The following is an 11,909-nucleotide window of genomic DNA, read 5'->3' on the forward strand; positions in this document are numbered from 1 at the left end:
AAGGCTGTGACCTGGTCGATGCGGCGGCCGACCGGCCGCCCGCCCGGCCTGAGGTCAGCCGTCGAGCGAGGTCATCACGTGCTTGATGCGCGTGTAGTCCTCGAAGCCGTAGGCCGAGAGGTCCTTGCCGTAGCCGGACTTCTTGTATCCGCCGTGGGGCATCTCGGCGACGAGCGGGATGTGGGTGTTGATCCACACGCAGCCGAAGTCGAGGTTCTTGGACATCCGCATCGCGCGGCCGTGGTCCTTGGTCCACACGGACGAGGCGAGGGCGAACTCGACGTCGTTCGCGTACGCCAGGGCCTGGTCCTCGTCCGTGAAGGACTGGACCGTGATGACGGGGCCGAAGACCTCGTTCTGGATGATCTCGTCGTCCTGCTTGAGGCCGGAGACCACGGTCGGGGCGTAGAAGTAGCCCTTCTCGCCGACCTGGTGGCCGCCCGCCTCGACCTTGGCGTGGGCGGGGAGCCGCTCGATGAAGCCCGCGACCTGCTTCAGCTGGTTCGGGTTGTTCAGCGGGCCGTAGAGCACGTCCTCGTCGTCCGGCTGCCCGGTCTTGGTGTCGGCCGCGTTCTTGGCCAGCGCCGCGACGAACTCGTCGTGGATCGACTCGTGGACCAGTACGCGACAGGCCGCGGTGCAGTCCTGGCCGGCGTTGAAGAAGCCCGCGACCGCGATGTCCTCGGCGGCCTTGGCGATGTCGGCGTCCTCGAAGACCACGACGGGGGCCTTGCCACCGAGCTCCAGGTGGACGCGCTTGACGTCCTTGGAGGCACTCTCGGCGACCTGCATGCCCGCGCGCACCGAGCCGGTGATGGAGGCCATCGCCGGAGTGCGGTGCTCGACCATGGCCCGGCCGGTGTCGCGGTCGCCGCAGACGACGTTGAAGACGCCCTTGGGCAGGATCTCGCCGATGATCTCCGCCATCAGGATGGTGGAGGCCGGGGTGGTGTCCGAGGGCTTGAGGACCACGGTGTTGCCCGCGGCCAGGGCCGGGGCGAACTTCCAGACGGCCATCATCATCGGGTAGTTCCACGGCGCGACCTGGGCGCAGACGCCGACCGGCTCACGGCGGACGATCGAGGTCATCCCCTCCATGTACTCGCCGGCCGAACGGCCCTCGAGCAGGCGGGCGGCGCCGGCGAAGAAGCGGATCTGGTCCACCATCGGCGGCAGCTCCTCGCTGGCCGTGAGGCCGAGCGGCTTGCCGGTGTTCTCCGACTCGGTGGCGACCAGCTCCTCCGCGCGCGCCTCGAAGGCGTCCGCGATCTTCAGCAGGGCCTTCTGGCGCTCGGAGGGGGTCGCGTCGCGCCACGCCGGGAAGGCGGCCGCGGCCGCGGCCATGGCGGCGTCGACGTCCGCCTGGCCGGAGAGGGGAGCAGTCGCGTACGCCTCGCCCGTGGCGGGGTTGACCACCTCGGTGGTCCGCCCGTCGGCGGCGTCCTTGAACTCCCCGCCGATGTAGTTGCGCAGACGACGCAGTTCGGTGGTCACTACAGCCACACTCCTGTGATCACATGTCCAATGGTTGAGACAGCTACCAAGCCTAGCGTCTCAGACGCCGTTTTCGACAGGCCCACACATCACGAACTACGGAATCGGTGAGATCTGACTCCCGAAACAACGAATTACATCGTTCTCGCCTTGCGGAACAGACGACTCCTCGTGCACAGTGAGGTCGTGGTCAGTCGAAGCGCAGATTCCAGGAACAGACAACCGTCCCCTTCGGTCGATGCTGTGTCCCTGGCGATCATCGAGCAACTGCAAGAGGACGGTCGTCGTCCTTACGCGGCGATCGGCAAGGCCGTTGGCCTGTCCGAAGCAGCGGTGCGCCAGCGAGTACAGAAGTTGCTCGACCAGGGCGTCATGCAGATCGTCGCCGTCACCGACCCGCTCACCGTGGGGCTCCGGCGCCAGGCGATGGTCGGCATCAACGTCGAGGGAGACCTCGACCCGGTGGCCGACGCGCTGACCGCGATGGCCGAGTGCGAGTACGTGGTGATGACCGCGGGCTCGTTCGACCTGATGGTGGAGATCGTCTGCGAGGACGACGACCACCTGCTGGAAACGATCAACAAGAAGATCCGCGCGCTCCCCGGCGTGCGATCAACCGAAAGCTTCGTTTACCTGAAGCTGAAGAAGCAGACCTACATGTGGGGAACGCGATAGCCGTGAGCCAGGACCTCTCCAAGACCGCCTACGACCACCTGTGGATGCACTTCACCCGCATGTCGTCGTACGAGAACTCGCCCGTACCCACCATCGTGCGCGGCGAGGGCACCTACATCTTCGACGACAAGGGCAAGCGCTACCTCGACGGTCTCGCCGGACTGTTCGTGGTCAACGCCGGTCACGGCCGCAAGGAACTGGCCGAGGTCGCCTACAAGCAGGCGCAGGAACTCGCGTTCTTCCCCATCTGGTCGTACGCGCACCCCAAGGCCGTCGAGCTGGCCGAGCGCCTCGCGCACTACGCCCCCGGCGACCTGAACAAGGTCTTCTTCACCACCGGCGGCGGCGAGGCCGTCGAGACCGCCTGGAAGCTTGCCAAGCAGTACTTCAAGCTTCAGGGCAAGCACACCAAGTACAAGGTCATCTCGCGTGCGGTCGCCTACCACGGCACCCCGCAGGGCGCCCTGTCCATCACCGGTCTGCCGGCCCTCAAGGCCCCCTTCGAGCCGCTGGTCCCCGGCGCGCACAAGGTGGTCAACACCAACATCTACCGCGCCCCGATCTACGGCGACGACCCCGAGGCCTACGGCCGCTGGTGCGCCGACCAGATCGAGCAGGAGATCCTGTTCGAGGGCGCCGACACCGTCGCCGCCGTCTTCCTGGAGCCGGTGCAGAACGCCGGTGGCTGCTTCCCGCCGCCGCCCGGGTACTTCCAGCGGGTCCGCGAGATCTGCGACGAGTACGACGTGCTCCTCGTCTCCGACGAGACGATCTGCGCCTTCGGCCGTCTGGGCACGATGTTCGCCTGTGACAAGTTCGACTACATCCCGGACATGATCACCTGTGCGAAGGGCATGACCTCGGGCTACTCCCCGATCGGTGCCTGCATCATCTCGGACCGGCTCGCCGAGCCGTTCTACAAGGGTGACAACACCTTCCTGCACGGCTACACCTTCGGCGGACACCCGGTGTCCTCCGCGGTGGCGCTCGCCAACCTCGACATCTTCGACAAGGAAGGCCTCAACCAGCACGTGCTGGACAACGAGGACGCCTTCCGCTCGACGCTGGAGAAGCTGCACGACCTGCCGATCGTCGGCGACGTCCGCGGCAACGGCTACTTCTACGGCATCGAGCTCGTCAAGGACAAGGTCACCAAGGAGTCCTTCACGGACGAGGAGACCGAGCGCGTGCTCTACGGCTTCCTCTCGAAGGCGCTCTTCGAGAACGGCCTGTACTGCCGCGCCGACGACCGTGGCGACCCGGTCATCCAGCTGGCCCCGCCGCTGACCGCCGACCAGGGCACCTTCGACGAGATCGAGGGCATCCTGCGCCGCGTGCTCACCGAGGCCTGGACCAAGCTCTAACCAGCCCGCGTCCTCCCAGCGTCCCGCAGGCGGCAAACTGCAGGACCACACGGCCCGGATCCTCCGTTCGAGTGAGAACGCGGGGGTCCGGGCCGTGTGCTGTCACCATCCAAGACGTTCATCTCTTTACATCTCATTGCGGCGCCAGTGACCAAGCGGGCTCCGCTTCGTTCCCCCGGACGGAGGTGTACGCCATGGTGGCTCCACGGGACAACGCTCCGCCGGACAACGCTCCGCCGGACAGAACTCCTTCGGACAACGTCCCGCCCCAGGACGATCTGCTCTGGGCACGGTCCCTTCACTACTCCCACAGCGGTTCGCCGGGGCTCATCGGGGTCTCGGTCGGCGTCCGCGCGGGAGAGATCCTCGCCCTGACCGGCCCCCGGGGCAGTGGTAAGACCACGCTCCTGCGCTGCCTGTCGGGACAGCTGCGGCCCGAACAGGGCGAGGTCTGGTTCAACAGCGTCCCCGTGCACACCATGGGGACCCTGGCCCGCGAACGGCTGCGCCGCGACCGCTTCGGCTGGATCGGCCCCGAGCCGCAGCTGCTGCCCGAGCTCCGGGTCTGGGAGAACGCCGCCCTGCCGCTGCTGATCGCGGGCGCCGGACACCGCACCGCCAAACGGGCCGCCTGCGAATGGCTGGACCGCCTCGACATCGGAGCCTTCGCCCGCAAGCATCCCGGCTCCCTCAACCGGGCCGAGTCCCAGCGCGTCGCCCTCGCCCGCGCCCTCGCGCACCTTCCCGCCGTGGTCTTCGCCGACGAGCCCACGGCCCCGCTGCACCGCACCGAGCGCTCCCTGCTGCTGCGCACCCTCACCACGGCCGCCCGCTCCCACGGCATCACCGTGCTGCTGGCCACCCACGACGAGGAGACCGCAGCCGTCGCCGACCGCCGGTTCTCCCTGCTCGACGGCCGGCCGGCCGCCACGGCAGCCGCGGCCGGGCTCTCCCCGACCTCCTTCCCCCATCCCCCGGAGGATCAGGCCGCGTGCTCGCTCTCCGCCTAGCCCGCGGCTCCCGGCCGCTGGTACAGCTGCGCCGGCTGCTCGTCGCCGCCGCCTCGGCCGGCAGCGGCTTCCTGCTGCTGTACGTGCTCGCACAGGCCACCGCCCGGCCCGCCGGATCGTTCCCTCAGCTGCTGTGGGCCCTGGTCCCGCTCGCCGTCACCGTCCAGTTCGCCGTCGCCGTGGCCCGTACCGACCCCGCGACCCGGCCCCTGGAAGGACTGGACGCCGCCGGGCTGGGACCCGTACGGCTCACCCTGGTCGCGACGATCTCCACCGCCGTGGCCTGCACGCTCGGCAGCGCCCTCGCCCTGACCGTCTTCCTCCACCTGCGCGGGGACGTGGCCGGGCTGCCCTTCGACGGCGCCGGGGCCGGGCTGCTCCACGCCGACCAGCCCCTGCCCGTGGCCGCCGCCCTCACCCTGTTGGCCCTGCTGCCGCTGACCGCCTCGATCGCCACCGCCCTCGCCCTGCGCCCGCACCCCCGGCCCGCACCGCAGACCGCACTGCCCTGGGGCATCGCCCTCACCGCCTGCGGACTCGCCGTGCTGGCCTACGCCCGCCCCGGCGGAGCCGGCATGCCCGCGGGCTGGGCGCTGACCGCCCTCGGGCTCGCCCTCGCCGGACCGGGGCTGGCCTACGCCTGCGGGGCACTGGTCCAGTCCGTCCGCCCGGGCGCGCTCCGGCTGCTGGCCGGACGGGCCCTCCAGGAGGAGGCCCCCCGCCTGGGCGCCCCCCTCGGTGTCCTGTGCGCCGTCGGGGCGGGCGCCCTCAGCGCCGCGGCCCTGCGCGATCACGGCGGACTCCAGGTCCCGCTCGGTCCGCTGACCGCGCCCGCCGCCGCCCTGGTGGCCCTGTGCGCGGCCGCCACCCTGCTCACCTCCGCGGTCGAGGTCCACCAGGCACGGGCCGCCACCCGCGAGACCCTGACCGGGCTCGGAGCCCCGGGCAAGGTCCTCCGTACGGCCGCGACCGTACGGGCCACCGCGCTGGTGGCGGTGTGCCTGCCGCTCAGCTGGGGTGTGTCGCAGCTGACGTCGCTGGCATTGACCCGCTGAGGCGGGCAGCCTTTAGGGTGGGCCGAATGGTCAACGCACACATCGAGACCGACAACGAGATCGAGACCCTCGCCGAATTCGACCGGGTCGTGGCCCGCGGCTCGCTCAGCGGGTACCGGATCCAGTCGGTCAACCTGCTGGAGCGGACCTTCGCCCTGCTGTCCGCCGACACCTCGTCGGCGGTCTTCCTGGGCTGCCCGATGGAACCGGACGCCTCGGTCAAGGTGCGTGCGGACGGCGCCCTGGTCTTCCCGCCCGTCCCCGACCTGCCCTTCAACCCGTACCGCGGCCTGCTCTACACGGCCGAGGAACTCTTCACCGGGCTGTCCGACGGCTACGAGTCCACCCCGGACGCCGAGGCGTACGCCTGGTTCCAGGAGACCAAGGCCGACGGGGACATCTACTCCTCGATGCTGCGCTCCATCCACGACGGCGCCATCTCCGACGCCCTCGACGAGCACCTCGCGGGTGCCCGCGTGGTCGGCGTGATGGGCGGCCAAGCCATGGCCCGCGGCGGCGACGCCTACCGGGGTGCTGCCGAACTCGGCCGGACGCTGACCCGCTCCGGACTGACCGTGGCCACCGGCGGCGGCCCCGGCGCGATGGAGGCGGCCAACCTCGGCGCGTACCTCGCCCCGGCCCCCGACGAGGCCCTGTCCGAAGCCCTGCGGATGCTGGCCAAGGCCCCGTCCTTCACCCCGTCCGTCTCCGACTGGGCGCGCGCGGCCTTCGCCGTACGGGAACGCTGGCCGGCGGTCACGGGCGGCGACTCGGTGGGCATCCCGACCTGGTTCTACGGACACGAGCCGCCGAACCCCTTCGCCGGGCACATCGCGAAGTACTTCGCGAACGCCACCCGGGAGGACGGGCTGCTCGCCCGGTCCAACGCGGGCGTGGTGTTCCTGCCGGGCGCGGCGGGCACGGTCCAGGAGATCTTCGACAACGCGACGCCCAACTACTACGCGTCCCGGGGCGAGCCCACCCCGATGGTCCTCGTCGACCGCGCCCACTGGACCGAACGGCTGCCGGCCTGGCCGCTGCTCCAGGCGCTGGCCCGCGGCCGGTCGATGGAGTCCCGGATCGCCCTGGTCGACTCGGTGTCCGAGGTCCCGGCGGCCCTCGCCGCAATGAACTGACCTCGACGACCTGACCGGAGCAGGCAACTTCTTTGCCCTTTTCCACGTCTGGAAGAGGTACGCACTACGTAAAACCTGCCAGACGTGAACGGAGCCCTCGGGTGCTCATAGGCCTGCTCACCGCCATCGCGGCGTCCATCTGCTACGGCACGGGATCCGTCCTGCAAGCCGTGGGCTCACGGCGGGCGGCCCGGATGTCGCCGGCCGCCGCGGGGGTCACCCAGCACGGCGGCCCGAACCTCTCCTCCACGGCGAAGGCCGCGATGACCTGGGAGTTCATCGTCGGCACGATCCTGGACTTCGTGGGCTTCGGCCTGGGCGCCCTGGCCGCGCGACTCCTGCCCCTCTTCCTCTCGCAGACGGTCATCAGCGCCAACCTGGTGATCACGGCCGTGCTGAGCGTGAAGATGCTCGGCATCCGGCTGACCCGGAAGGAATGGACCTCGATCGGGGTCGTCTGCGCGGCCCTGGTCCTGCTGGCGACGGCCGCAGGCCACGAGGGCGGCCACTACGCGCCGGCCGCCACGCACTGGTGGCTCCTGGCGGTGACCGTGCTGATCATCGTGGGCGGCACGGTGGCGGTACGTTTCCTCGGCGCCCGGGCCGCGATCCTGGCGGGTCTGCTGTCGGGTCTGGCGTTCGGCGCGCTGGGCGTCGGGGTCCGCATCCTGAACGGCGTGGAGCCGTTCTCGTTCGCCTCCCTCCTCTCCGACCCGGCCCTGTACGCCATCGTCCTGGCGGGGGTCGGCGGCATGTACCTGCACACCGTGGCGCTCCAGATCGGCTCGGTGAACGGCGCCACCGCCGCCCTGGTGGTCGGTGAAACCGTGCTCCCCGGAGCCATCGGCGTCCTCTGGCTGGGCGACGCGTCCCGCCCCGGCATGGCCTGGCTGGCGGTCCTCGGCTTCGTCCTGGCGGTGACCGGCGCCGTCGCAGTCGCCTGGTACGGCAACCACGAGGGACCGGAAACCCCTTCGGAACCGGAGCCCGACACATCCAGCCTCGCCGGCGTTTGAGGCGCGGGGTCCGGGGCGGAGCCCCAGGGGGTCCGGGCGCAGCCCGGCACCCCCCTTCCAGCCCGTCCGGCGTTTGAGGACCGGGTCCGGGCAGAGCCCGGGGAACGGGCGAAGGGCGGGTAGGGGACTCCGCCCCGCGCAGCGGCCCCCTACTCCCCCGGCAGCACGACCACCTCGGCCGGGGCGAAGCCCACCGAGACCCGGTCCCCGACCGCCGGCGCCCCCTCCAGCCCGCACTCGGCCTCCAGCACGGGCCCGGCCTCCGGCCGCAACAGCAGCGCGACGTGCGTCCCCCGGAAGGTCCGCGACACCACCTCGCACCCCAGCCCCTCGGCCGACAGCACCACCCCGGCGGGCCGGATCAGCACCTGGTGCTCCCCCGCCGGTGACCCCGCCGGAACCGGGACCTTCCCCCAGGGAGTCGCCGCCACCCCGGCGGAAAGCTCCGCCGGGACGACGTTCTCGAAGCCCAGGAACCGCGCCACGAACTCCGACGCCGGCCGCTGCCACACCTCCAGCGGGGTCCCCGCCTGCGCGATCCGCCCGTCCCGCATGACCACCACCCGGTCGGCCAGCGCGAACGCCTCGCCCTGGTCGTGCGTGACGGCCAGCACGGTCGTGCCCAGCCGTGAGAACAGCCCCTGCAGCTCCACCACGAGCCGCTCCCGCAGCCCGCGGTCCAGCTGTCCGAGCGGCTCGTCCAGCATCAGCAGCCGCGGCGAAGGCGCGAGCGCCCGCGCCAGCGCGACCCGCTGCTGCTCGCCACCGGACAGCGAGGCCACCGCCCGGCCCTGCGCCCCGGGGAGCCCGACCAGCTCCAGGAGTTCGGTGACCCGGGCCTCGGAGGACCGCTTCGAGGCACCCCTCATCCGCAGGCCGAAGGCGACGTTCCCGCCCACGTCCCGGTGCGGGAACAGCTGGTGGTCCTGGAACATCAGGCCCACCCCCCGCCGGTGTACGGGCACGGCGGCCTGGTCGGCGCCGCCCAGCAACACCCTCCCGCCGGCGACGGGCTGGAGCCCGGCCACCACCCGCAGCAGGGTGGACTTGCCGCTCCCGCTCGGCCCGAGCACGCACACGATCTCGTGCTCGGCGACCGCCAGGTCCACGGCGTCCACGACCGCGCGCTCGCCGAAGCGGACCGACACCCCTTCCAGTTGAAGCAGCGTCATCAGAATTCTCCGGAGGTCTTGTCGGGTCGCAGTCGCTCCAGCGCCAGCAGGGACACCGCGCACACCAGCATCAGGATGGTGCTCAGGGCCATCGCCTGCCCGTAGTTCATCTCCCCGGCCCGCCCCAGCAGCCGCGCCACGGCGACCGGCAGCGTCGGATGGTCGGGCCGCGCGATGAAGACGGTCGCCCCGAACTCCCCGAGGGACACCGCGAAGGCGAAGCCCGCCGCGATCAGCAGGGCCCGCCGCACCATCGGCAGGTCCACCTCCCGCCAGGCCCGCAGCGGTGAGGCGCCGAGCACGGCGGCGGCCTCCCGGAGCCGTCCGTCCACCGCGCGCAGGACCGGCAGCATGGTCCGTACGACGAAGGGAACGCCCACCAGCGCCTGCGCCAGCGGCACCAGGATCCACGAGGTCCGCAGGTCCAGCGGCGGCTTGTCGAGGGTGATGAGGAAGCCGAAGCCGACGGTCACGGCCGACACCCCCAGCGGGAGCATCAGCAGCGCGTCGAAGCCCCGTACGAAACGGCCCGCGCGCCGGGTCAGCGCCGCGGCGGCGAGCCCGCCGACGACCAGCGCGATGGCGGTGGCGGCGAGCGCGTACTGCAGGGAGTTCCAGATCGCCTCCAGCGGCGGCACCAGGAAGGTGCCGCCACCGGCGCCGACTTCCTGGAGCGCCCGGTAGAAGCCGAACCCGTACCCGCCGGGGGCGTCGAGGGAACGTTCCACCAGCACGGCGAGCGGCGCCACGATCAGCAGCGCCACCGTGAGCAGCACCCCGCCGAGCAGGGTGCGCTGGGCCCAGCCGCGCGGCCGGTGGGTGGTCCGCCCCGGGTCGACCAGCCGCAGCGCGGTCTCCCGCTTGCGCACGGTCCAGGCGTGCACGCCGAGGATCGCTCCGATGGCCGCGAACTGCACCATCGTCAGCACGGCGGCCGTCGGCAGGTCCAGGAGCTGCGCGGTCTGCCGGTAGACCTCCACCTCCAGGGTGGAGTACGCGGGCCCGCCCAGGATCTGCACGACGCCGAAGGAGGAGAACGTGAACAGGAACACCATCAGCGAGGCGGCCGCGACGGCCGGCCCCAGCGCAGGCAGCGTCACGCGCCGCCAGGCGGCGAACCGCCCGGCGCCCAGCACCCGGGCGGCCTCCTCCTGGCGCGGGTCCAGCTGCGCCCACAGCCCGCCGACCGTGCGGATGACGACGGCGTAGTTGAAGAAGACGTGGGCGAGCAGGATCGCCCAGACGGTCGTGTCGAGGCGGATCCCCCACACCTCGTCCAACAGACCGCCCCGCCCCACGAGCGCCAGGAACGCGGTGCCGACCACGACGGTCGGCAGCACGAACGGCACCGTCACGAGCGCCCGCAGCAGCTGTTTGCCGGGGAACTCGAAGCGGGCGAAGACGTACGCGCCGGGGAGCGCGATCAGGAGCGTGAGCGCCGTGGACGCGAGCGCCTGCCAGGTGGTGAACCAGAGCACGTCGCCGATGTCGGGCCGGGCCAGCACCTCGCCGATCCGGCCGAACTGCCAGCCGTCGTCCGTCTTGAGCCCGCGCCCGACGATCGCGGCCACGGGGTACGCGAAGAACAGCCCGAAGAAGACGAGCGGCACGGCCATCAGACCGAGCCTGACGGCCGTGGCCCGCCCGCTCTCCTTCGCTGCCTCGCTCACTCGTCCTACTTCACGACGAGGGTGGACCAGGTCTTGATCCACTGGTCACGGTTCTTGGCGATGGCCTCCGGGGCGACCGTCTCGGGCTTCTCGATGACCACGCCGTGCTTGGTGAACAGCTCGGGCAGCACCGCGTCCTTGGTCACCGGGTTCACGAACATCTGGAGCGGCATGTCCTCCTGGAACTTCTTGGAGATCAGGAAGTCCAGGAGTGCCTTGCCGCCCTCATCGTTCTTCGCGCCCTTGAGCAGACCCGCGAACTCGGTCTGCCGGAAGCACGTGCCCGTCGCGACGCCCGTCGGGGCCTCGGCCGGCTGCGGCTCGCCGTAGAGGACCTCGACCGGCGGGCTGGAGGCGTAGGAGACGACCAGCGGGCGGTCGCCCTTGGCCTTCTTGCCGCCGGCCGAGCCGGAGAAGCGCTCGTTGTAGGCCTGCTCCCAGCCGTCGACGACCTCGACGCCGTTGGCCTTGAGCTTGCTCCAGTAGTCCTTCCAGCCCTCGTCCCCGTACTTGCCGACGGAGGCGAGGAGGAAGCCGAGGCCGGGCGAGGAGGTCGCGGCGTTCTCGGTGACCAGCAGGTTCTTGTACTCCGGCTTGATCAGGTCGTCCAGCGTCTGCGGCGGGGCGAGCTTCTTGTCGGCGAAGTAGGCCTTGTCGTAGTTCACGCAGATGTCGCCGGAGTCCACGGGGGTGACCCGGTGCTCCTTGTCGAGCACGAACTCGGGCTTCACGTCGGCCAGGCCCTTGGCCTCGTACGGCGTGAAGATGCCCTGGTCGAGGGCGCGGGAGAGGAGCGTGTTGTCCACGCCGAAGAAGACGTCGCCGCGCGGGGAGCCCTTGGTGAGGATCTCCTGGTTCAGTGCCGTGCCCGCGTCGCCGGACTTCAGGACCTTGACGGTGTAGCCGCTCTGCTGCTCGAACTCCTTGAGGACCGTGTCGGTCACGTTGAAGGAGTCGTGCGAGACGAGGGTGATCGTCTTGGACTTCGGGGCGTCGCTCGCCCCGGCGGACTTGTCCTTGGCGTCGCCGCCGCCGCAGGCGCTGAGCGTGGTGACGCCGAGCGCGGCCGCGAGCGCGACGCCCGCCATCTTCTTGGTGGTGCTCATTGGTGCATTCCTCCTGGGATGTCCAGGAGAAGACGCGGCCCTGCCCGGCGCTCTGTGGAGCGGACGCCGGGCAGGGCGCAACAGCTTGAGTGATGACCGAACTTCCTACCCCGAATGACCGGGGCGAGGTTCAGAGGGTCTGCGGTGACGGTTACCGCACTCTCAGCGCTGTGGCGCTCCCCTGTCGGAATATGAAATTGGTTTCGGCCAC

The 11,909-nt window shown here is 70.9% G+C and carries 10 protein-coding genes and 1 riboswitch; of the genes, 6 read left to right on the plus strand and 4 right to left on the minus strand.

What is annotated here, in order from left to right; all coding sequences use genetic code 11:
- Positions 1 to 54 precede the first annotated feature (54 nt).
- Positions 55 to 1,494 (minus strand): gamma-aminobutyraldehyde dehydrogenase, encoded by a 1,440-nt coding sequence (locus OG898_RS03365; protein ID WP_250743862.1) that lies wholly within the window; start codon positions 1,492 to 1,494, stop codon positions 55 to 57.
- Positions 1,495 to 1,665: 171 nt separating this feature from the next.
- On the opposite strand from OG898_RS03365, the gene OG898_RS03370 reads away from it, so the two are divergent.
- The 6 genes from OG898_RS03370 to OG898_RS03395 all read left to right on the plus strand — a co-directional run bounded on the left by OG898_RS03370 (position 1,666) and on the right by OG898_RS03395 (position 7,750).
- Entirely contained in the window at positions 1,666 to 2,169 is a 504-nt protein-coding gene (locus OG898_RS03370; RefSeq protein WP_073910973.1) for an Lrp/AsnC family transcriptional regulator, read from the plus strand.
- Complete coding sequence (locus OG898_RS03375; RefSeq protein ID WP_250743863.1) at positions 2,154 to 3,533, plus strand: aspartate aminotransferase family protein; 1,380 nt, start codon at positions 2,154 to 2,156, stop codon at positions 3,531 to 3,533. The genes OG898_RS03370 and OG898_RS03375 overlap by 16 nt, the downstream gene beginning before the upstream one ends.
- A 194-nt stretch (positions 3,534 to 3,727) precedes the next feature.
- The gene (locus OG898_RS03380) at positions 3,728 to 4,543 is read left to right on the plus strand and encodes an ABC transporter ATP-binding protein (RefSeq protein WP_250743864.1); all 816 of its coding nucleotides are present in this window, start codon (positions 3,728 to 3,730) and stop codon (positions 4,541 to 4,543) included.
- A complete protein-coding gene (locus OG898_RS03385) occupies positions 4,525 to 5,598 on the plus strand; it encodes a hypothetical protein (RefSeq protein WP_250743865.1) in 1,074 nt (357 codons plus the stop codon). Before OG898_RS03380 ends, OG898_RS03385 begins: the two co-directional genes overlap by 19 nt.
- 26 nt (positions 5,599 to 5,624) lie before the next feature.
- Positions 5,625 to 6,734 carry an LOG family protein gene (locus OG898_RS03390; protein ID WP_266954909.1) on the plus strand — a complete coding sequence of 370 codons (1,110 nt, stop codon included), beginning with the start codon at positions 5,625 to 5,627 and terminating at the stop codon, positions 6,732 to 6,734.
- A gap of 101 nt (positions 6,735 to 6,835) precedes the next feature.
- Positions 6,836 to 7,750 carry a hypothetical protein gene (locus OG898_RS03395; protein ID WP_250743867.1) on the plus strand — a complete coding sequence of 305 codons (915 nt, stop codon included), beginning with the start codon at positions 6,836 to 6,838 and terminating at the stop codon, positions 7,748 to 7,750.
- 149 nt (positions 7,751 to 7,899) lie between these two features.
- Here OG898_RS03395 and OG898_RS03400 read toward each other — a convergent pair whose 3' ends face one another.
- The 3 genes from OG898_RS03400 to OG898_RS03410 are packed head-to-tail and all read right to left on the minus strand — an operon-like array spanning position 7,900 to position 11,698.
- Positions 7,900 to 8,922 carry an ABC transporter ATP-binding protein gene (locus OG898_RS03400; protein ID WP_266954912.1) on the minus strand — a complete coding sequence of 341 codons (1,023 nt, stop codon included), beginning with the start codon at positions 8,920 to 8,922 and terminating at the stop codon, positions 7,900 to 7,902.
- Complete coding sequence (locus OG898_RS03405; RefSeq protein WP_250743945.1) at positions 8,922 to 10,538, minus strand: iron ABC transporter permease; 1,617 nt, start codon at positions 10,536 to 10,538, stop codon at positions 8,922 to 8,924. Before OG898_RS03405 ends, OG898_RS03400 begins: the two co-directional genes overlap by 1 nt.
- Positions 10,539 to 10,597: 59 nt before the next feature.
- Entirely contained in the window at positions 10,598 to 11,698 is a 1,101-nt protein-coding gene (locus OG898_RS03410; protein WP_266954914.1) for a thiamine ABC transporter substrate binding subunit, read from the minus strand.
- Positions 11,699 to 11,782: 84 nt separating this feature from the next.
- A riboswitch (TPP riboswitch) is annotated at positions 11,783 to 11,891 on the minus strand.
- Positions 11,892 to 11,909 lie beyond the last annotated feature (18 nt).

The sequence above is a fragment of the Streptomyces sp. NBC_00193 genome (assembly GCF_026342735.1).
In the GTDB taxonomy this organism is placed as follows: Bacteria; Actinomycetota; Actinomycetes; order Streptomycetales; family Streptomycetaceae; genus Streptomyces; species Streptomyces stoeckheimensis.